At 62.7% G+C, this 20,279-nt stretch carries 16 protein-coding genes and 1 other RNA gene; 10 read left to right on the top strand and 7 right to left on the bottom strand.

The annotated features are described in order from the left end of the window. Positions 1–876: 876 nt before the first annotated feature. From AC1DS6_RS40630 to ompA, 6 genes are all read right to left on the bottom strand, one after another. A complete protein-coding gene (locus AC1DS6_RS40630) occupies positions 877–1,479 on the bottom strand; it encodes an AbiU2 domain-containing protein (RefSeq protein ID WP_477104635.1) in 603 nt (200 codons plus the stop codon). 229 nt (positions 1,480–1,708) lie between these two features. Further along, a complete protein-coding gene (locus AC1DS6_RS40635) occupies positions 1,709–2,953 on the bottom strand; it encodes a tyrosine-type recombinase/integrase (protein WP_477104636.1) in 1,245 nt (414 codons plus the stop codon). Between the two features lie 173 nt (positions 2,954–3,126). After that, positions 3,127–3,485, bottom strand: a transfer-messenger RNA (tmRNA) gene (gene ssrA / locus AC1DS6_RS40640). Between the two features lie 91 nt (positions 3,486–3,576). Beyond that, positions 3,577–4,248: a phosphoglycolate phosphatase gene (gene gph / locus AC1DS6_RS40645; RefSeq protein WP_441631168.1), complete on the bottom strand. Its 672-nt coding sequence runs from the start codon at positions 4,246–4,248 to the stop codon at positions 3,577–3,579. Positions 4,249–4,250: 2 nt separating this feature from the next. Further along, positions 4,251–5,000: a bifunctional 2-polyprenyl-6-hydroxyphenol methylase/3-demethylubiquinol 3-O-methyltransferase UbiG gene (gene ubiG / locus AC1DS6_RS40650; protein ID WP_477104637.1), complete on the bottom strand. Its 750-nt coding sequence runs from the start codon at positions 4,998–5,000 to the stop codon at positions 4,251–4,253. A 110-nt stretch (positions 5,001–5,110) separates the two neighbouring features. Continuing rightward, positions 5,111–5,767, bottom strand: coding sequence for an outer membrane protein OmpA (gene ompA, locus AC1DS6_RS40655; protein ID WP_441631164.1), 657 nt, complete (start codon positions 5,765–5,767; stop codon positions 5,111–5,113). Positions 5,768–6,224: 457 nt separating this feature from the next. On the opposite strand from ompA, the gene gyrA reads away from it, so the two are divergent. From gyrA to aroA, 7 genes are all read left to right on the top strand, one after another. Further along, complete coding sequence (gene gyrA, locus AC1DS6_RS40660; RefSeq protein ID WP_441631162.1) at positions 6,225–8,921, top strand: DNA gyrase subunit A; 2,697 nt, start codon at positions 6,225–6,227, stop codon at positions 8,919–8,921. Positions 8,922–9,002: 81 nt separating this feature from the next. Then, positions 9,003–9,566, top strand: a complete 564-nt coding sequence (locus AC1DS6_RS40665) for a DUF2059 domain-containing protein (protein WP_035860275.1) — start codon at positions 9,003–9,005, stop codon at positions 9,564–9,566. Positions 9,567–9,688: 122 nt separating this feature from the next. Further along, complete coding sequence (serC, locus tag AC1DS6_RS40670; protein ID WP_441631160.1) at positions 9,689–10,849, top strand: 3-phosphoserine/phosphohydroxythreonine transaminase; 1,161 nt, start codon at positions 9,689–9,691, stop codon at positions 10,847–10,849. A 99-nt stretch (positions 10,850–10,948) separates the two neighbouring features. Then, positions 10,949–12,088 carry a prephenate dehydratase gene (gene pheA, locus AC1DS6_RS40675; RefSeq protein ID WP_035860282.1) on the top strand — a complete coding sequence of 380 codons (1,140 nt, stop codon included), beginning with the start codon at positions 10,949–10,951 and terminating at the stop codon, positions 12,086–12,088. A gap of 91 nt (positions 12,089–12,179) precedes the next feature. Beyond that, positions 12,180–13,295, top strand: coding sequence for a histidinol-phosphate transaminase (gene hisC, locus AC1DS6_RS40680; protein WP_441631157.1), 1,116 nt, complete (start codon positions 12,180–12,182; stop codon positions 13,293–13,295). Positions 13,296–13,404: 109 nt separating this feature from the next. Next, positions 13,405–14,313 carry a prephenate dehydrogenase gene (locus AC1DS6_RS40685; RefSeq protein ID WP_477104638.1) on the top strand — a complete coding sequence of 303 codons (909 nt, stop codon included), beginning with the start codon at positions 13,405–13,407 and terminating at the stop codon, positions 14,311–14,313. 83 nt (positions 14,314–14,396) lie between these two features. Further along, positions 14,397–15,707 (top strand): 3-phosphoshikimate 1-carboxyvinyltransferase, encoded by a 1,311-nt coding sequence (gene aroA / locus AC1DS6_RS40690; RefSeq protein WP_441631200.1) that lies wholly within the window; start codon positions 14,397–14,399, stop codon positions 15,705–15,707. On the opposite strand, the gene AC1DS6_RS40695 is transcribed toward aroA, so the two are convergent. Beyond that, on the bottom strand, positions 15,708–15,935 hold the full coding sequence (locus tag AC1DS6_RS40695; RefSeq protein WP_477104639.1) for a DUF2061 domain-containing protein: 228 nt from the start codon (positions 15,933–15,935) through the stop codon (positions 15,708–15,710). A gap of 132 nt (positions 15,936–16,067) precedes the next feature. Here AC1DS6_RS40695 and cmk point away from each other — a divergent pair, with 132 nt between their 5' ends. The 3 genes from cmk (at position 16,068) to AC1DS6_RS40710 (ending at position 19,093) form a co-directional block, all read left to right on the top strand. Then, positions 16,068–16,730 carry a (d)CMP kinase gene (gene cmk / locus AC1DS6_RS40700; RefSeq protein WP_441631151.1) on the top strand — a complete coding sequence of 221 codons (663 nt, stop codon included), beginning with the start codon at positions 16,068–16,070 and terminating at the stop codon, positions 16,728–16,730. Positions 16,731–16,877: 147 nt separating this feature from the next. After that, a complete protein-coding gene (rpsA, locus tag AC1DS6_RS40705) occupies positions 16,878–18,572 on the top strand; it encodes a 30S ribosomal protein S1 (protein WP_035860300.1) in 1,695 nt (564 codons plus the stop codon). Between the two features lie 32 nt (positions 18,573–18,604). Beyond that, a complete protein-coding gene (locus AC1DS6_RS40710) occupies positions 18,605–19,093 on the top strand; it encodes an integration host factor subunit beta (protein ID WP_441631149.1) in 489 nt (162 codons plus the stop codon). Positions 19,094–20,279 lie beyond the last annotated feature (1,186 nt).

Consider the following 20,279-nt stretch of genomic DNA (forward strand, 5'->3'; position numbering starts at 1 on the left):
GGCCAGCTCCAAGACACGCGTGCCGGCGGCGTGTCTACCGCTCGATGCCAGCGGCCTGCCACCCGGCGCGGCAGCGCCGTCCATCATCACGATAGATCGGGCGGTGGTGCACCGGTAACGCCCGCAGCGGGCCGCAGGCTCGCCGCTCGATGTCGACCAGGTGGTGACGCCCTATGCCTCCTCATGCGTGCCGTGGTGGCCTGTAGCGTGAGCGCCTTTGCGGTGCGGCGGTGGCGGCCTGGTGGAGGCTCTATCCGCGCGACAAAATGGACCGATTGAGCCTAGCTCCAATAGGTCGAGGGGCAGCGGCGGGGCTTTAGAGGGTTGTTTATTGAAAAAATCTGAATAGTTGTAGCGGCCGGTTTGTTCGGCATATTGGCGCTCGCAGTCGCCCGGAAACCGTTGATTTATTGTCAGGCCTGGTGCCACTTGTCACCAGCGTCACCAGCTCGGGACCCGCGTCACCAGCTGTTTCTGGTGACGCGCAAACCGTCGATCTAGAGCGGCTTGCCGAACTTATCCACAGGGTGTCACCACTGTCACCATGTTTTGAAAATGACTTCCAAGTTGATCGACGGAATTGTGTCGGGATGTCGTCTAGTCAATCAGGAAATGTGAATGGCATCTAGCAGGGGTGCTCGGCACCTCCCGCCCTAGGCGGGGTAGTGCCGCTCTGGGTGTGGTCTGGCGCACGCGGGTCCTTCCGGGGGGCGATCTCATGGGGGTCATTCGCACCGCATTCGTTCTCTAGACAAAAGGGCTCCTAGGGTGAATTAATTACCGACTAGTAGGTAGATGGATTCGGCTGTGCGGCAAAGGTTCAGGCCGCTTGTTTTCTAGAAAAAAAATGCCACCTAGGGTGAGTTAATTTCCTGGTCACTGCCTGGTGTGTTCGTCCTCGCGCTGGTTTGTGTCGGGTCTTGCCTGCCCCTTCTCAAGCGTGCCAAGCAAGGCGAGAGTTGCCCGCTCGAGGCGGTCGCTTTCGAAGATCGTATTGTTAATTCCCAGCTCCCTTGCGGTCTCGTTTATCGCGCCACAGACCACGTTGATAATCTCCCTTATTTCATTTGGGGTGATTCCATTGGTTTCGTAGACTTTCTTTCGAGGTAACGCGTACTCGTTGTGGGCAATAGACTGGTTGCGAATCTTCAGAACTCGCTTGATCCTAGGTGCCAGCGGTTTCAGCGCTGTCTCGATACGAAGTGCGCTTTGCGAACGTCCTTCCGACCGCAGCGCGCTCTTGAGCTGGCTTATGCCAGCGACGCGGTTGTCACGATCAAAGATCTTTGACAGTGCGATGAAGAACAGTTTGAAGTGCCCAGAACCCGACGCATGAAAGAAGTCAACGTAACTCAGGTCGTTCATCGTTGGTAGATACTTGGGTCTCGCCAGATTATCGAGTGCCCACCAGACTTGGAAGTGCGCCTTGGCTGCGATGCCTTCTTCAATTAGGCGTTGCGTTATCGTGTGTGCGCTCATTGGTTCGGTTCAACGCTGGTATATGGAATTCCTCAAACTATCTCATAGACCTGGTGGGCTGGCGCGGCTCGCGATGCAAGGGGGGCGGGCAAAACGGCCGCTTAGGCCGCCGCCGCGCGGGGGTCAAAATCCAGCCTCGATTAGGGGAGCGGCTAGGGTCAAGGTGCTCGACCCTATTTGGGGATCTGGCGCCCGGTATGTCCGCCTGGTGCTCGGCGGGAGCCCCAACCTATGCCGCTTGGTCAGCGCCAAAGGACAGGATCTGTGCCCCTCGCTTCAGCTCGTCCAGGTAGTCGGCCCATCGCTGCATCATGTCTCGTCGCTGCGGCAGGTGCGCGGTGCGGTTGTACGCACGGCCGAGCGGATCTTTGACGGCGTGCGCGAGCTGCGCCTCGATGATGGCCGGCGGGAAGGCTAGGACTTCGTCCAGTATGGTGCGTGCCATGGCCCGGAAACCGTGGCCCGTCATGGTCTCGTTGTCGTAGCCCATGCGCCGTAGTCCGGCATTGATGGTGTTGTCGCTCATGGGGCGGCTGGGCGAGCGAACGCCAGGCAGCACATAGCGGCCGGTGCCGGTCAAGGTGTGCAGCTCGCGGAGGATGGCTACCGCTTGACTCGGCAGCGGCACGATATGCGCCGCTCCCTCGGCCTTGCCTTGCTTGGTCCGCTTCATGCGGCCAGCCGGGATTTCCCACGTGGCACTGTCCAGGTCGAACTCCGGCCACTCGGCCAGGCGCAGTTCGCCGGGGCGCTGGAACAGGAGGGGGGCGAGCTTGAGGGCGCACGTAACGGGGAAAGTGCCGCTATAGCCGTCGATGGCGCGCAGCAACTCGCCTACCTTAGTGGGCTCGGTGATCGCCGCGAAATGCTGTTTCTGTACCGGCGGCAGGGCGCCCCGCAGGTCGGCGGTGATATCTCGCTCAGCCCGGCCGGTGGCCACGGCGTAGCGCATCGCCTGGCCGATGTTGTCGCGTAGGCGGTGAGCGGTTTCCAGGGTGCCGCGGTGCTCCACCCGCCGCAGCACTTCCAGCACGTCGGCTGGCTTGAGGTCGGCCGTGGGCTTACCGCCGATCCAGGGGAAGGCGTTGGCTTCTAAGCGGCGCAGGATGCGCACGCCGTGGCTGGCTGACCAGGTGCTTGCGTACTTGGCGTGCCACTCGCGCGCGACCAGCTCGAAGCTATTGGCCTCACGCAGTGCCTTGGTGCTCTTGGCCGCCTTGCGGTGGGCGCTGGGGTCGATGCCATCAGCCAGCCGCCGGCGGGCCTCGTCGCGGCGCTCGCGGGCTTCACGCAAACCCACCTCGGGGTATGTGCCAAGGGAAAGCATCTTTTCCTTACCCCCGAGCCGGTACTTGAGTCGCCACCACTTGCCGCCGCTGGGGGCAACCCACAGCAACAGGCCGTCAGCGTCGTACAGCTTGACGGGTTTCTCGCCTGGCTTGGCGTTCTTGATGGCGGTGTCGGTGAGTGGCATTTGGGGGTAACTATTTTGGGGGTAACAAGCTACCCCGAAAGTTACCCCCAAAATGCTTGGGCTGTAAAGAAATGCCCCGGCACCGTATGGGACGCTAAATCCCGCGAAACCAAAGAAAAAGCCCGGATATACCGGGCTTTTGGAACGTCCAGGATTAACCTGAAACTAGTATTTGGTGGAGCCGGCGGGAATCGAACCCGCGTCCGCAAGCCCTCCACAGAGAGTTCTACATACTTAGTTCTGTCATTTGATTTAACCGGTGCATCGCGGACGAACACGCTCTACAACGGCGAGTCACTAGATTTTCGTCCCTGGGTTCGTGACTCACTCAGGGCTTATCTGGCGTATATGACCTCGCGTAGTCTTGCGACTCTAGCCCGCCAGCGAGCCAGTGCGAGGACGGCCGCAATTAAGCGGCCAGTGCGTAACGTTCGTCGTTAGCAGTTATTGCATTCCCATTGATTAACGAGGTGACGGGTCCTCGGTATGCCCTCCACTGCTTTGTAACCCACGTCGAAACCAGGTCGGCCCCTGCGTGAACTGTGTGAACAGTGTCAAGAACTGAGATTGTACTCCGTTGGAGGCCCGACGTGTTGGCGGGTTCCCAGGGAGCCTTTCCGACCTCAGCGCGCTCCCGCCGGAGCCAGCAGCGCGATCAGTTCGCTTGGGTGGCGCACCAGGTAGTCGGCGCCCCATGCCTCGGGCGGTTCGCCATCGCCACAGTAGCCATAGGCGGCGGTGATCGTGATCATGCCGGCGGCCTTGCCTGCCTGGATGTCGCGCAGGTCGTCGCCGACATACACGCAGCGTTCGGGCGCCACGCCGCTGATGTCAGCCGCGTGGAGCAGCGGTGCCGGGTGGGGCTTGGCGTGCGCCGTGGTATCGCCGCTGACCACCGCCGAGGCGCGGGGCGCCAGGCCGATGGCGGCGACGAGCGGCGCGGTGAAGCGGGTGATTTTGTTGGTGACGATGCCCCAGCGGATGCCGGCGGTTTCCAGCGCGTCCAGGACCTCGGCCATGCCATCGAACAGGCGTGTATGCACCGCGATGTCGGCCTCGTAATAGTCCAGGAACGTGTCTCGCAGGCCGGGAAACTCAGGGTCGGCCGGGCTCTTGCCAAAGGCCGCGCCGATCAGTCCACGGGCGCCGTGCGAAGCGACCGGACGGAGTTGCTCGTACGCCACGGGAGGGCGGCCATGCTCGGTGACCAGCCGGTTGGCTGCCGCGGCCAGATCCGGGGCCGTGTCGGCGAGGGTGCCGTCGAGATCGAAGAAGACTGCGTCGTAGGTGCGCATATTCAGGCGGGGCGGTGAAACGCCATCAGGTAATTCACATCGGTGTCCTTGCCCAGCGAGTAGACCTGGGTCAGCGGGTTGTAGCTCATGCCGCGCATCTCGACGAGTTCAAGCCCTGCATTGCGCGCATAGCGCGCGAGCTCAGACGGCGTGATGAACTTGTCGTAGTCATGCGTGCCGCGCGGCAGCATCCTGAGTACGTACTCGGCGCCGACCACGGCCAGCATATAGGCCTTGAAATTGCGATTGATGGTGGAGCAGAACACATGCCCGCCCGGCCGTACCAGGGTTGCGCAGGCTCGCACGATCGACTGCGGGTCCGGCACGTGCTCCAGCATTTCCATGCAGGTCACTACGTCGAAACCGGCAGGCATGCGGGCAGCCAGCGCCTCGGCAGCGATTTCTTCATAGGTCACCGGGACACCTGACTCCAGGCTGTGCAGGTCGGCGACCTTGAGCGCCTTGGTGGACAAGTCGATGCCCCGCACCGTGGCGCCGGTTCGCGCCATGCTTTCGGCGAGGATGCCGCCCCCGCAGCCAATGTCGACCACCTGCTTGCCCTCGAGCGCGGCAATGCCGTCGATCCAGCCGAGCCGCAAGGGATTGAGTTCGTGCAGCGGCTTGAACTCGCTCTCCGGGTCCCACCAGCGGTGGGCCAGCTCGCTGAATTTGTCGATTTCGCGGGCATCGGCATTCCTGCCGAGCTGGGTGGTTTCAACGGTGGGATGGTGCGGAGGGGAGATCTGCGTCATGGATTTTGGCGCGCGGCCAGGCGGCGGCGCGAGAGCGGAAAGTATGCAGCCACTGTATCAAAAAAAAAGCCCAGCTCGCGCTGGGCTTTTTTTCATCGGAAAGGATCCGATTAACGTGCGCTGCGGGTGCCGACCACTTCGACTTCCACGCGGCGGTTCGGCTGCTGGCAGGCGATCTGCGCCTTGCGGTTGCCCTTGCACGACTTCGGGTCAACCTTCAGCTGACGCTTGCCCTTGCCTTCCGTGTACACACGGTTGGCTTCCACGCCCTTGCTGACCAGATAGGCCTTGACGGCTTCAGCACGACGGATCGACAGGCGATCGTTGTACTTGTCCGAACCGAACGAGTCGGTGTGGCCAACTGCGATAATCACTTCCAGGGTGATGCCGGACAGCTTGGAGGTCAGGTCGTCCAGCTTGGCCTTGCCTTCCGGCTTCAGGACAGCCTTGTCGAAGTCGAACAGGGTGTCAGCAGCGAAAGTGACCTTTTCGCTGGAAACAACCGGAGGAGCAACCGCTGCGGGCGGTGCCACCGGAACGGCCGCCGGAGCCAGGGCGCCGTCGCACAGTGCGTTGGCGGTGGCCGGGGTCCACGAACTGTCGCGCCAGCAGAGCTCGTTCGTGCCGTTCTTCCACACGTACTCGCTCGTACCGTTGCCCCAGTTATCGTTCACAGCCTTCTTTTCGTAGGGGACGGACTGGGCTTGAGCGGATGCAGCCATTACTGCGGTAGCTGCAACGAGCGCGAGCTTGGCAAATTTTTTCATATTTCTCCTCTCAGGATGAGATCACCGCAGGGTTACTGCGAGCAAATGGACGGAAACAAGTCATACATTCTTCGGAGTATAACATTCTCGATGCGGTGTATGCTCCACTTCGAACAATGTCTGGCTCTTCGCTGGGGAATTGTGCCACAAGGGTCGTTTCCTAAGAAGTAAATATATTCGATTCCACCAATGGGTTTTGGGCCTGTGGTGTTTGTGCAACATGGCTCTTGCGATGCCCGCAAACCCTTGTCTGGCCGGGCTTGCAGGATTTTCGCAGCGGCCTTTCTCGTCGTTTCCCGGCGTCGTCAAAGGCCCTTTGGAGGGGGGGGAGGCGGCTGCGGGGGAGGGCAGCGGCGCATGTTAGAATGCCACGTTGCCCTACTGCCGGACGCCGCTTGGCGAATGGTGATTCACCTGGGGGCCTTCTGTTTAAATTCGCCGGATAACCCACGCCGCAATGGATCAATTCGCCAAAGAAACCCTTCCGGTCTCCCTCGAAGAGGAAATGCGCCGCTCTTATCTCGATTACGCAATGAGCGTGATCGTAGGGCGCGCGCTTCCCGATGTCCGGGATGGCTTGAAGCCGGTACATCGGCGTGTGCTCTATGCGATGCATGAGCTTAACAATGACTGGAACCGGCCGTACAAGAAATCGGCGCGTATCGTAGGGGATGTGATCGGTAAGTATCACCCCCACGGCGACACTGCTGTATACGATACGATCGTGCGCATGGCGCAGAATTTCTCCCTGCGCTACATGCTGGTCGATGGCCAGGGTAATTTCGGGTCGGTGGACGGGGATAACGCGGCAGCCATGCGTTATACCGAAATCCGCCTGTCCAAGATCGCCCACGAGATGTTGCTCGATATCGATAAGGAAACTGTCGATTTCGGGCCGAATTATGACGGCTCGGAGAATGAGCCGCTGATTCTGCCGGCGCGCATCCCTAATCTGCTGATTAATGGATCGTCGGGTATCGCGGTGGGCATGGCCACCAATATCCCGCCGCACAACCTCAACGAAGTGGTCGACGGCTGCCTGCACCTGCTGCGCAATCCGCAAGCCACGGTCGACGAGCTGATCGAGCTGATTCCGGCGCCGGATTTCCCGACCGCGGGCATTATCTATGGCATCCAGGGCGTGCGCGAAGGCTACCGCACCGGCCGTGGCCGCGTCGTCATGCGCGCCAAGACGCACTTCGAGGATATCGATCGTGGCCAGCGCCAGGCGATCATCGTCGACGAGCTGCCCTACCAGGTCAACAAGCGCACCTTGCTGGAGCGCATTGCCGAGCTGGTGACGGACAAGAAGGTCGAAGGCATCTCGGATATCCGCGACGAGTCCGACAAGTCCGGCATGCGCGTGGTGATCGAGCTAAAGCGCAACGAAGTGCCCGAGGTGGTGCTGAACAACCTCTACAAGCACACCCAGCTGCAGGATACCTTCGGCATGAACATGGTGGCGCTGGTCGACGGCCAGCCGCGCCTGCTGAACCTGCGCCAGATGCTGGAGTGCTTCCTGTCGCACCGGCGCGAGGTCGTCACCCGCCGCACCGTGTTCGAGCTGCGCAAGGCGCGCGAGCGTGGCCACGTGCTGGAAGGCCTGGCGGTCGCGCTGGCCAATATCGACGAGTTCATTGCCATCATCAAGGCAGCGCCTACGCCCCCCATCGCCAAGCAAGGGCTGATGGCGAAGGCGTGGGATTCGAGCCTGGTGCGCGAGATGCTGGCACGCGCCGAAGGCGACACGCCGGGCGGCCGCGCTTCCTACCGCCCCGACGGCCTGCCAGCCATCTTCGGCATGCAGGGCGACGGCCTGTACCGCCTGTCCGACTCGCAGGCCCAGGAAATCCTGCAGATGCGCCTGCAGCGCCTGACGGGCCTGGAGCAGGACAAGATCGTCCAGGAATACCGGGACGTCATGGCGGTCATCTCCGACCTGCTCGATATCTTGTCCCGGCCGGAGCGCATCAGCACCATCATCACCGACGAGCTGACCGCCATCCGCGCGGAGTTCGGTGACCTGCGCCGCTCGCATATCGAGCTCAATGCGACCGAGCTGGATACCGAGGACCTGATCACGCCGCAGGACATGGTGGTCACGCTGTCGCACAGCGGCTATATGAAGAGCCAGCCGATCTCCGAGTACCGGGCGCAGAAGCGCGGCGGGCGGGGCAAGCTGGCGACCGCCACCAAGGAAGACGACTGGATCGACACGCTGTTCGTCGCCAACACGCACGACTACATCCTGTGCTTCTCGAACCGCGGCCGGCTGTACTGGCTGAAGGTGTACGAGGTGCCGCAGGGGTCGCGCAACTCGCGCGGCAGGCCGATCGTCAATATGTTCCCGCTGTCTGACGGCGAGAAGATCAACGTCATCCTGCCGGTGCGCCAGTTTGACGCCGAGCATTTCATCTTCATGGGCACCGCGCGCGGCACCGTGAAGAAGACGGCGCTGACCGAGTTCTCCAACCCGCGCAAGGCCGGCATCATCGCTGTCGATCTCGACGAGGGCGACTACCTGATTGGCGCCGCCGTCACGGATGGCCAGCACGATGTGATGCTGTTCTCGGACTCCGGCAAGGCAGTGCGCTTCGATGAAAACGATGTGCGCCCGATGGGCCGGCAGGCGCGCGGCGTGCGCGGCATGAACCTGGAAGAAAGCCAGACCGTGATCGCCATGCTGGTGGCACCGGCCGAGACCAGCGAGCAGGACGTAGCGGTGGGCAGTGTGCTGACCGCCACCGAAAATGGCTATGGCAAGCGTACCCCGATCGCCGAGTACACTCGACACGGCCGGGGCACCAAGGGCATGATTGCGATCCAGACCAGCGAGCGCAATGGCCGGGTGGTGGCTGCCGCGCTAGTGTCGCCGGAAGACGAGATCATGCTGATCACGACCGGCGGTGTGCTGATCCGTACGCGCGTATCTGAAATCCGCGAGATGGGCCGCGCCACGCAAGGCGTGACCCTGATCAACGTGGACGAAGGCACCAAGCTTTCCGGCCTGCAGCGAATCGTCGAAAGCGACGCCGACAACGGTGTGGCGGGTGAAGAACTCGATGGGGCCGATGCTGCTGCCGAGGGAGAGCCGGGGGCAGGTGCGCAGGACGGCACCGAGGCTGGCACCCCTGACACGGGATCCAATTCGTAAGTTGTTGCAACATTGACCCGATAGCCGGAACTCGATTGCCGGCTGCGGGACTAAAACGGACATATTTACCAGGGAGTCACAATGTTCAAAACCTATCGACGTATCGCTGTTCTGGCTGCCTTCGTGCCGGCCATGATGCTGGCCAACGCGGCGCATGCCCAGGATGCGGACAAGACCGCTGCCATCAAGGAGCTCCTGACCGTGATGCAGGCCGACCAGGCCGTCAAGGGCCAGGCCGAGAACTGGCAGCAGGGCGCCAAGCAGGAAGCGCCCATGGTTCTGGAGCAGGTACTGGTCGAGAACAAGACGCTCAACGACAAGCAGAAGCAAGCCGCCGTCGACAAGCTCAAGAAGAATGGCGCCGTGCAGCGCATGGTGGACGGCGCCGGTACGGCGTTCACCACCGATGGCTTCAAGAGCGACGCCATGAAGGCCCACTACGACGCCTTCGCCAAATACTACAGCGCTCAGGAAATCAAGGATCTGACCACGTTCCTGAAGTCGCCCACGGGCCAGAAGTTCATGGCGAACCAAGGCAAGGCTACGCAGGAAATCTGGGGCTCGATGATGCAGAAGTACGGCCCGCAGGTTGGCAAGTCGATGCGCGACGCAGCCGAGAAGGAAATCGCCGCCGCTTCGAAGTAATTTGCCGGCGGGCCGGTGGGGCGTACGGGGCACTATCCCCGGCTCCCCTATCTGGCGCGGGTTTGATGGATAATGGCTGCTTGGGTAACACCGGCAGCCATTTTTCATTTCCATCCCGATCCATGAACGAACCCCAGAATCCAGCACTTGCCGCCATGATGCAGCGCGCCGTGGCCGAGCGTGTCTATAACTTCTCGCCCGGTCCGGCGGCCCTGCCGACCGAAGTGTTGCTGCAGGCGGCCGACGAGATGCTGTCCTGGCACGGTACCGGGGTCTCGGTGATGGAGATGAGCCACCGTAGCCGCGAGTTCGAGGGGATCCAGGCAGAAGCGCTGGCGAACCTGCGCGAGTTGCTGCACGTGCCGAAAGATTTCCGCATCCTGTTCCTGCAGGGCGGTGCCATTGGCGAGAACGGCATCGTGCCGCTCAACCTGATGTCTCGCCTGAAAGCGGAACGCCCCAAGGCGGACTTCGTTGTCACCGGCACGTGGTCGGTGAAGTCCGAGCAGGAGGCGCGCCGCTATGGCGAGGTCAATATCGCGGCCTCCAGCACCGCGCAAAAATTCGTGCGTATCCCGGATGTGTCCGACTGGAACCTGTCGGACGATGCCGCCTATGTACACCTGTGCACCAACGAGACCATCGTCGGTGTCGAGTTCCAGGACGTGCCCGATATCGGCCAGCACCGCGACGGCGGGCCGGTGGTGGTGGCCGACGTCTCCAGCCACATCCTGTCGCGCCCGGTCGACTGGTCGCGCGTGCAGGTGGCCTACGGCGGCGCGCAGAAGAATATCGGGCCGGCCGGCCTGACCATCGTGATCGTGCGCGAAGACCTGCTGGGCCATGCGCATCCGCTTTGCCCCACCGCCTTCAACTGGCGCCTGGTGGCCGAGCATGACTCGATGTACAACACGCCGCCGACCTATTCCATTTACATCGCCGGGCTGGTCTTCAAGTGGCTCAAGGCGCAGGGCGGCGTGGATGCGATCGAGCAACGCAATATCGCCAAGGCGCACGCGTTTTATGAGTTCTTGGATCAAAGCGCGTTCTACCGCAACGATATCGATCCGAGCTGCCGCTCGCGCATGAATGTGCCGTTCTTCCTGGCTGACGAATCGCGCAACGATGCCTTCCTGGCCGGTGCGCGCGCCAGGGGGCTGGTACAGCTCAAGGGCCACAAGTCCGTCGGCGGCATGCGTGCCAGCTTCTACAACGCCATGCCGCTCGAGGGCGTCGCCGCCCTGATCGAGTACATGCGCGACTTCGAGCGCACCGCGGCCTGATCCTTCGTTTGCGGCGGCGTCTCCTGGCGCTGCCGCCCTGTGCCGATTCGGTTTTTTCCAGGGCCACTTCGCAATGACGTGGCGTAGCGGATTCATACAATGACAAATCAAGACAAAGACATCGCGCAGGAGGAGGCGCAGCCGGACAATGGCGCGGCCGAGAAGGCGCTGGGCGTCGAACTGACGCCGTTGCGCGAGCAGATCGACAAGCTGGACCGCGAACTGCTGGCAATGTTGAATCGCCGTGCGCAACTCGCCCTCGATGTGGGCGAGGTCAAGAAGAAGTATGGCGCGCCGGTGTTCCGTCCGGAACGCGAGCTGCAGGTGATTCGCAAGGTGCAGGGCGCCAATCCCGGCCCGCTGCTCGACGACAGCGTGGCGGCGATCTGGCGCGAGGTGATGTCCGCCTGCCGCGGCCTGGAAAAGCCGCTTGAAGTTGCTTTCCTGGGCCCCGCTGGCACGTTCTCCGAGCAGGCGCTGTACGCGCATTTCGGCCACGAGGTGAGCGGCGTGCCGTGCCCGAGCATCGACGAGGTGTTCCGCGCGGTGGAGGCCGGCACCGTGGAGTACGGCGTGGTGCCGGTGGAGAATTCCACCGAGGGCGCGGTGTCCCGCACGCTGGACCTGTTCCTGCAGACCTCGCTGAAAATCAGCGGCGAAATCGCGCTGAAGGTGCATCACAACCTGATGGCGTCGTCGCCGGACATGAAGGGCGTGACCGTGGTGCGCGCACACGCGCAGGCGCTGGCGCAGTGCCAGCACTGGCTAACGGCCAACTACCCGCATCTGGAGCGCCAGGCCGTATCGAGCAATGCGGAAGCGGCGCGCATGGCCAGCGAAGATCCCACCGTGGCGGCCATCGCCGGCGAGTCCGCCGCCAATCGCTATCACCTGCATCTGGTGCGCACGCACATCCAGGACGATCCGCACAACCGCACGCGTTTCGCGGTGATCGGGCGCTACGAGACCGAGCCCTCGGGCAGCGACCAGACCTCGATGATCCTGTCGGTGCCCAACAAGGCTGGCGCGGTCTACCAGTTGCTGGCGCCGCTGGCCGACAACGGCGTGTCGATGTGCCGCTTCGAGTCGCGCCCGGCGCGCAGCGGCGCGTGGGAGTACTACTTCTACGTCGACGTGGAAGGGCACCAGCACGATGCCTCGGTGGCGCGGGCACTGGAAGAACTCCGGCGTAACGCGGCTTACTTCAAAGTGCTGGGTTCATACCCGTCCAGCCGATAGCAAGGCTTGCCGCCCGGGCGGCAGCCAGACCGAAGAACGGATCGGCGATCGCGGATCGCGATCCGCGAAAGACGATCACCAAGGAGCCAGGATGGCAGAGCAAGGCAAGCAGTTCGGTCCCGAGTATGTGCGGGCGATCTCTCCGTACGTGGCGGGCAAGCCGATTTCCGAAGTGGCGCGCGAATTCGGCCTGGACGAGTCCGCCATCGTCAAGCTGGCCTCGAACGAGAACCCGCTCGGCATGCCCGAGTCGGCCAGGACGGCCATCGCCGCCGCCGTCGCCGACCTGGGCCGCTACCCCGATGCCAACGGTTTCGAACTGAAGGCTGTCTTGTCGGCCCGTTTCGATGTGCCGGCCGACTGGCTCACGCTGGGCAACGGCAGCAATGACATCCTGGAAATCGCCGCGCACGCGCTGGTGAAGCCGGGCGAGTCGGTCATCTACGCCGAGCATTCCTTTGCGGTGTATGCGCTGGCCACGCAGGAAATCGGCGCGCGCGCCATCGAGGTCAAGGCCCGTGACTATGGGCACGATCTCGACGCCATGGCCGCCGCCATCGTGCCGGATACGCGCCTGATCTTTATCGCCAACCCGAACAACCCGACCGGCACCTTCCTGCCGGCGGCGGCCATCGAGGCTTTCCTGGCCAAGGTGCCGGCCGATGTCGTGGTGGTGCTGGACGAGGCTTACAACGAATACCTGGATGACGCGCAGCAGTACGACTCGGTGGCGTGGGTCCGCAAGTATCCGAACCTGCTGGTTTCGCGCACCTTCTCCAAGGCTTATGGCCTGGCCGGCCTGCGCATCGGCTATGCGGTCGCGCAGCCGGCGCTGACCGACCTGCTCAACCGCATCCGCCAGCCTTTCAACGTCAACAGCCTGGCGCAGGCCGCTGCGGTGGCGGCGCTGGCCGACACGGCCTTCCTGAAGCGCAGCGCGGAACGCAACCGTGCCGGCAAGGCGCAACTGGTGGCGGCCTTCGACCGGCTCGGCCTGCAGTACGTGCCATCTTCAGGCAATTTCGTGCTGGTGCGCGTGGGCCAGGACGACGGCGCCGGCGCGCGCGTCAACCTGGCGCTGCTCAGGCAGGGCGTGATCGTGCGTCCGGTGGGCAACTACAACCTGCCGCAATGGCTGCGCGTGACCATCGGCCTGCCTGAGGAAAACGCGGCCTTCATCGCCGCGCTGGAACGGGCGCTCAAGTAGGCGCCGCGCCTTCGCCAGCTGGTGCCGCCGCAACTGGCGGCGCCGTCGGCCGGCGTAGACGAGATACAATGCCGGATTCCCGAACTTCCTTGCCTGGCAGCGTATCCCCGTGACCGTTCCTGCGTCCGCTCCTTATTTTTCCCGTGTCGTTATAGTCGGGGTCGGCCTGATCGGCGGCTCGCTGGCGCTCGCGCTCAAGCGTGCGGGGGCGGTCGGCACGGTGGTCGGCGTAGGCCGCTCGCAGGCCTCGCTGGAGCGCGCCCTCAAGCTCGGCGTGATCGACGAAGCCGCGACGCTGGAGGAGGCTGCCAAGGGCGCCAACGTCATCGTGCTCTGCGCTCCGGTGGCGCAGACCTTTGCGCTGCTCCATGCACTTGAGCCGCATCTCGAGCCGGCCACCATCGTCACCGACGCCGGCAGCACCAAGTCCGACGTCATCATTGCGGCCAAGACCGCGCTGGGCGACAAGGCGGCGCAGTTCGTGCCCGCCCATCCCATCGCGGGCCGCGAGCTGAACGGCGTGGAAGCCGCGCTGGCCGATCTCTATGCCGGCAAGAAGGTCGTATTGTGCCCGCTGCAGGAAAACGTCCGCATCGACGTGGCTGCCGTGCGCGCCATGTGGGAGACCGCCGGTGCCGATTGCTTTGTGATGTCCGCCGTGCAGCACGATGCCGTGTTTGCCGCGGTCAGCCACCTGCCACACCTGCTGTCCTACGCGCTGGTGGCCCAGGTGGCCAATGCCGAGGACGCGGCGCTGAAGCTCGACTTCGCCGGCGGCGGCTTTCGCGATTTCACCCGTATCGCGGCGTCCTCGCCGGAGATGTGGCGTGATATCTGCGTTGGCAACCGGGAGGCGATGCTGAGCGAGCTGACCACTTACCAGGCGATGCTGGCGCATTTGAAGACGCTGATAGAAAACAGCAACGGCGAGGGGCTGGAGCGCATCTTCCAGCGCGCCAGCCAGGCGCGCCAGCAATGGGGCGCGCAGCGTGCACCCGCTGTCAACGTCGAGCCCTGAACGCTCGCGTCGCGAAGTCATCAGGTCACCAACGGTGCGGCCCGCCCTTCATAAAGAGCGGCCGGCCAACTAGCATGCAAATCATGGAACATCTCACGCTTGGTCCTTTCACTCGCGCCTCGGGCACTGTTCGCCTGCCGGGCTCCAAGAGCATCTCCAACCGTGTGCTGCTACTGGCGGCGCTCGCGGACGGCGAGACCCGCGTCTGCGATTTGCTCGACTCCGATGATACGCGTGTGATGTTGCAGGCGCTGCGTACGCTGGGTGTGGCGTGGCGCCAGGAGGATGGCGCTTGCGTGGTGCGCGGCGTGGGCGGCAACTTCCCGAACAAGGCGGCCGAACTATTCATGGGCAATGCGGGCACCGCCATTCGCCCGCTGACCGCGGCACTGGCGCTGCAGGGTGGGAGCTACAAGCTGTCGGGCGTGCCCCGTATGCATGAGCGCCCGATCGGCGATCTTGTCGATGGCCTGCGGCAGATTGGCGCTCACGTCGACTACCTTGGTACCGAGGGTTATCCGCCCCTGCAGATATCGCCCGCGCAGATCCGCATCGATGCACCGATCCGCGTGCGCGGCGACGTTTCCAGCCAGTTTCTGACGGCGCTGCTGATGACCCTGCCGCTGGCCGATGCGCCGGGCGACACCATCGAGATCGAGGTCGTCGGGGAGTTGATCTCCAAGCCCTACGTGGAGATCACGCTGAACCTGCTGGCGCGCTTCGGCATCGAAGTCAGGCGCGAAGGCTGGTCGCGTTTCATCCTGCCGGCGCGTTCGGCCTACCGTTCGCCCGGTGAGATCTTCGTGGAAGGCGATGCCTCCTCGGCATCCTACTTCCTGGCAGCCGGCGCTATTGGCGGCGGTCCGTTGCGGGTGGAGGGCGTGGGCATGTCGAGCATCCAGGGCGACGTCAAGTTTGCCGAGGCGCTCAACCGCATGGGCGCCAACGTGATGGCGGGCGCCAACTGGATCGAGGTCCGCGGTACCGAGCGCGACGATGGCCGCCTGCACGGCATCGAGTTGGATTGCAACCATATCCCGGACGCTGCCATGACGCTGGCGGTAGCGGCGTTGTTTGCCGAGGGCACGACCACGCTTACCAATATCGCGAGCTGGCGGGTCAAGGAAACCGACCGCATCAGCGCCATGGCCAAGGAATTGCGCAAGTTAGGTGTCGAGGTGGAGGAGGGGGCGGATTACCTGAAGGTGACGCCACCGGCCCAAACCGCGTGGAAGACGCCGGCCGCTGGCATCGACACCTATGACGATCACCGCATGGCCATGTGCTTTTCGCTGGCTGCCTTCGGCCCGTTGCCGGTGCGCATCAACGATCCTGGCTGCGTGGCCAAGACGTTCCCGGACTACTTCGACGCGTTTGCGGCGGTGGTGCGCTGATCACACTGCCAGCATCGGGCGGGACTCCTCGCGGGGAATGGTGGGCACGCCTTCGTCGCGGCGTTCGCGCCTGTCCCAGTAGCGGTCGAAGAAGTAATGCGCCACAGTATTGACTGCCGGTTCGATGAAGGTCACGGCGCCGCTGACGGCCAGGTTGCCGGTCAGCGCGTAAGTGACGCCAAAGGCAATACCAACGTGCATGATGCCGAACGACAGGGTCTTAGCCATGGTAGATTGCCTCGCGGAGTTGTCTTGACTGCCCGGAGCGCCTGCCATTTGCAGGGCCGCCCGCCATGGATTGCATGGTAATGATTCTCAATTGATTTAAGAAATCAATATTCTTTTCTGTTTCAATAAATAATGACTATCGTCGACGTCATCACAATCGACGGGCCCACTGCCTCCGGTAAGGGCACCGTAGCGCACAAGGTGGCGGACGCACTCAGCTTCCATCTGCTGGATAGCGGTGCGCTGTACCGCCTGGTCGCGCTTGCCAGCGAGCGTGTGGGCATTGACGCACAGGATGTGGAGGGGCTTGCAAAGCTGGCAGGCCGCCTTGATGTCAAGTTCGGCCCCGATCGGGTCTGGCTGAGCGGCGAAGAGGTCAGCCTGGCCATCCGCGCGGAAGCCACCGGCAACCGGGCGTCGGCCATTGCCGTCCACCAGTCGGTTCGCGACGCCCTGACGGCGCTGCAGCGCGGTTTTCGCAAGCTGCCGGGCCTGGTTGCCGACGGCCGCGACATGGGCACGGTGATTTTCCCCGATGCCCGCCTGAAGGTATTCCTGACCGCAAGTGTCGAAGCGCGCGCTCGCAGGCGCTATAAACAATTGATTGATAAGGGAATTTCTGCTAATATCGAAGACCTTTTGCGAGACCTTGAGTCGCGCGACCAGCGGGATCGTACCCGCACGGCCGCGCCGCTGCGTCCCGCACAGGATGCGCACTTGCTCGATACCTCCGACATGACGGTGGATCAGGCGGTGGCGCAGGTGCTGCAGTGGTACGCCGCGCCGGGTTCCTGACCCGCGCATCGTGCCCGCCGCACCGAAGTGCCGGTAGTGCCTGCATGCGCAGACCTGCCGGTGTTGTTCAACCTGACCCCGCTGCCCGGTGCAGACTGAGCGCGATCCTCGCGCCGGCCCGAGTACTGCGGATTGATACTCAAGTTTATGTCCGACCTGCAAACTAACGAATCCTTTGCCGCACTGTTCGAGGAATCCGTCGCCCGCTCCAATATGAAGGCTGGCGAAGTGATTTCCGCTGAAGTCGTGCGCATCGACCACAATTTCGTGGTCGTCAACGCCGGCCTCAAATCGGAAGCCTTTGTGCCGGTGGAGGAGTTCCTGAACGACCAGGGCGAACTCGAAGTGCAGGCCGGCGACTACGTCTCCGTGGCCATCGACGCGCTCGAGAACGGCTATGGCGACACCATCCTGTCCCGCGACAAGGCCAAGCGCCTGGCATCGTGGCTGAACCTCGAGAAGGCGCTGGAAGACGGCGAAATCATCTCGGGCACGGTCACGGGCAAGGTCAAGGGCGGCCTGACCGTCATGGTCAACGGCATCCGCGCGTTCCTGCCGGGCTCGCTGGTCGACGTGCGTCCGATCAAGGACACCACGCCGTACGAAGGCAAGACCCTGGAATTCAAGGTCATCAAGCTGGACCGCAAGCGCAACAACGTGGTGCTGTCGCGCCGCGCCGTTGTGGAAGCGACCCTGGGCGAAGAGCGCCAGAAGCTGATGGAAACCCTGAAGGAAGGCGCCATCGTCAACGGTATCGTCAAGAACATCACGGACTACGGCGCATTCGTGGACCTGGGTGGCATCGATGGCCTGCTGCACATCACCGACCTGGCATGGCGTCGTGTGCGTCACCCGAGCGAAGTGCTGTCGGTTGGCCAGGAAATCACCGCCAAGATCCTCAAGTTCGACCAAGAGAAGAACCGCGTCTCGCTGGGCGTGAAGCAACTGGGCGAAGATCCGTGGGTCGGCATCTCGCGTCGTTACCCGCAAAGCACCCGCCTGTTCGGCAAGGTGACCAACCTGACCGATTACGGCGCATTCGTTGAAATCGAAGCCGGCATCGAAGGCCTGGTCCACGTTTCCGAAATGGACTGGACCAACAAGAACGTGGCTCCGTCGAAGGTTGTCCAGCTGGGCGACGAAGTCGAAGTCATGGTTCTGGATATCGACGAAGACAAGCGTCGTATCAGCCTGGGCATGAAGCAATGCAAGGCCAATCCGTGGGACGATTTCAGCCGTAACCACAAGAAGGGCGACAAGCTGGGCGGCCAGATCAAGTCGATCACCGACTTCGGCGTGTTCATCGGCCTGCCCGGTGGCATCGACGGCCTGGTGCACCTGTCCGACCTGTCCTGGCAAGAAACCGGCGAAGAAGCCGTGCGCAAGTACAAGAAGGGCGACGAAGTGGAAGCCGTGGTTCTGGGCATCGACGTCGACAAGGAACGCATCTCGCTGGGTATCAAGCAGCTGTCGGGCGATCCGTTCAACAACTTCATCTCGGCCAACGACAAGGGTTCCCTGGTCAATGGCACGATCAAGTCGGTTGATGCCAAGGGTGCCGTTGTGCAACTGGCTGACGACGTCGAAGGCTACCTGCGTGCATCCGAAATCTCGGCTGACCGCGTGGAAGATGCCCGCAACGTGCTGAAGGAAGGCGAGCAGATCACCGCCCTGGTGGTGAATGTGGACCGCAAGTCGCGCAACATCAACCTGTCGATCAAGGCCAAGGACAACGTCGAGCAGCAAGAAGCGATGCAAAAGTTCGCCGCTGACACCGGCACGGCTGGCACGACCAACCTGGGCGCGCTGCTGAAGGCCAAGCTCGGCCAGGACAACCAGTAAGCATCGGTTCTTACGCCTGCTAGCGGATGCCCATGACCAAGTCCGAGCTTGTCGAAAAACTGGCTGCCCGGTTCCCGCAGTTGCTGCTGCGGGATGCGGACATCTCGGTGAAGACGATCCTCGATGCGATGTCCGAAGCGCTGGCCGATGGCCACCGCATCGAGATTCGTGGATTCGGCAGTTTTGGCCTGAACCGGCGTCCGCCGCGCGTAGGGCGCAATCCCAAGTCTGGCGAAAGAGTGCTGGTGCCCGAGAAACGGGTGCCGCACTTCAAGGCGGGCAAGGAGTTGCGTGAACGAGTTGATCGCAGCCCGGCGCTGCCGCAGGCCGTTGGCGGCGGCGGTACGGGGGCCAGCACCATCGGCAGTCACGGTGGCAATGGCAGTGGCGGTGCCAACGGCAATGGCCATGGTGCCGCGGCTGGCGCGTCTCATCCGAGCGCGCCTGCCCAGGCGAAGCCGGCCGTTGTTGCCGGTAGCGCCTTGCATGACGATGGCGGGCTGAAACTGGCCCGTTCCTGAATCGCTGTGTTTGACTCGTGATGTGACTGGATAGTCGAAAAAGCGCCCCTGTTCGGGGCGCTTTTTCATTATTGCAGCATGCTTGCGGCATACAAGCCGTTACCGTTAGTACGAGGCGATTCCGCTACAATGCCGGGAATCGTGCGACACGCACTATCGTGTCCGGGTAGCTCCAACGTAAGGAGCATCGACCTTGTTGGGACAAGGGGAGGGTTTCGGCCCGAACTGTCCAATCCCAACCATTTCTTGCTTAGATGAACCAGGCCGAACAGCCAGGGGGAGTCTAGAACGTTGCGAGGAAGGCCAGAACACCGGCCGGATTTGCAGCTTGCTTTTTGCTGGATGGATTTCCAGCCATTGCCCAAGGGCGGGGACACTCGCCTTTGGGCGAGTTCTCTGTAAACGCCTCTCCACGGAGAGGCGGGTGGCTATGCAACGGAGTTTGTTGTATGGGTGCCACATAGCATTCAAACCGGTCCGGATGGACTGGCGCTAGGCTCTTTGGGACGGTAGGCACTCGCGAGAGTACACCGCCGTCAAGCGCTCGCTAGTAAAGGAGTACGTGAAGTAGGGAAGTGAGGTCCCGGAGCGTAAGCTCTGCGCGTTATGGTTCGGTCGGACACACCCGTAAGGGTGCTCTGATAGAGAACCTGCTATGCGACTAGCAGTAGCCTAGGGAGACATGCGTCACTGGTAACGGTGGGGTGTGAAGCTCTCCTGACAACGTAGCCCCCGTAAGGGTGTCTAGCCGTCGTGAGGCGGAAAGGCAGAGACTCCGAGCAGCAATGGGGTCGAGGAGCAAGGCTGGCTGGTATGGGTAATGTAAGTGAACTGCCGGTAAACGCCGTGAGCATTGCGGTGCCAAAGCTGCTGATAGGCACTAACCAAAACGGTATGTGGTCGGTTGTCCCGTTGGTTCCTCGGGACACGTCGTCAATGGACCACCGGCGAAGAGGCGGACCCTAACCCAGTCGTGTAACGTGCAGGGAACGTGGTAAGCCCGTATGGCTGCCGAAGCGCAATTGGCTCAGGCAAGTGAACCGCAAGGAACGCTGTTGGCTGTGCGGGTATGGGAGGTTGGAAAAAGCGAATGCCGGGCTGTAATGGTTCGGATAGGGGTTGAAACATCATCCCACGCGAAAGCGGGCAGACTTCCAACTGGTCTTTCGTCGCAAGACGGCTGACT

It is taken from the genome of Cupriavidus sp. 05L310, assembly GCF_056398185.1.

What these genes read in the sequence shown, in the direction of transcription:
- AC1DS6_RS40630 (WP_477104635.1), bottom strand. Translation starts at nt 1,479, where the DNA reads ATGAGCGCACACACGATAACGCAACGCCTAATTGAAGAAGGCATCGCA.
- AC1DS6_RS40635 (WP_477104636.1), bottom strand. Translation starts at nt 2,953, where the DNA reads ATGCCACTCACCGACACCGCCATCAAGAACGCCAAGCCAGGCGAGAAA.
- gph (WP_441631168.1), bottom strand. Translation starts at nt 4,248, where the DNA reads ATGCGCACCTACGACGCAGTCTTCTTCGATCTCGACGGCACCCTCGCC.
- ubiG (WP_477104637.1), bottom strand. Translation starts at nt 5,000, where the DNA reads ATGACGCAGATCTCCCCTCCGCACCATCCCACCGTTGAAACCACCCAG.
- ompA (WP_441631164.1), bottom strand. Translation starts at nt 5,767, where the DNA reads ATGAAAAAATTTGCCAAGCTCGCGCTCGTTGCAGCTACCGCAGTAATG.
- gyrA (WP_441631162.1), top strand. Translation starts at nt 6,225, where the DNA reads ATGGATCAATTCGCCAAAGAAACCCTTCCGGTCTCCCTCGAAGAGGAA.
- AC1DS6_RS40665 (WP_035860275.1), top strand. Translation starts at nt 9,003, where the DNA reads ATGTTCAAAACCTATCGACGTATCGCTGTTCTGGCTGCCTTCGTGCCG.
- serC (WP_441631160.1), top strand. Translation starts at nt 9,689, where the DNA reads ATGAACGAACCCCAGAATCCAGCACTTGCCGCCATGATGCAGCGCGCC.
- pheA (WP_035860282.1), top strand. Translation starts at nt 10,949, where the DNA reads ATGACAAATCAAGACAAAGACATCGCGCAGGAGGAGGCGCAGCCGGAC.
- hisC (WP_441631157.1), top strand. Translation starts at nt 12,180, where the DNA reads ATGGCAGAGCAAGGCAAGCAGTTCGGTCCCGAGTATGTGCGGGCGATC.
- aroA (WP_441631200.1), top strand. Translation starts at nt 14,397, where the DNA reads ATGGAACATCTCACGCTTGGTCCTTTCACTCGCGCCTCGGGCACTGTT.
- AC1DS6_RS40695 (WP_477104639.1), bottom strand. Translation starts at nt 15,935, where the DNA reads ATGGCTAAGACCCTGTCGTTCGGCATCATGCACGTTGGTATTGCCTTT.
- cmk (WP_441631151.1), top strand. Translation starts at nt 16,068, where the DNA reads ATGACTATCGTCGACGTCATCACAATCGACGGGCCCACTGCCTCCGGT.
- rpsA (WP_035860300.1), top strand. Translation starts at nt 16,878, where the DNA reads ATGTCCGACCTGCAAACTAACGAATCCTTTGCCGCACTGTTCGAGGAA.
- AC1DS6_RS40710 (WP_441631149.1), top strand. Translation starts at nt 18,605, where the DNA reads ATGACCAAGTCCGAGCTTGTCGAAAAACTGGCTGCCCGGTTCCCGCAG.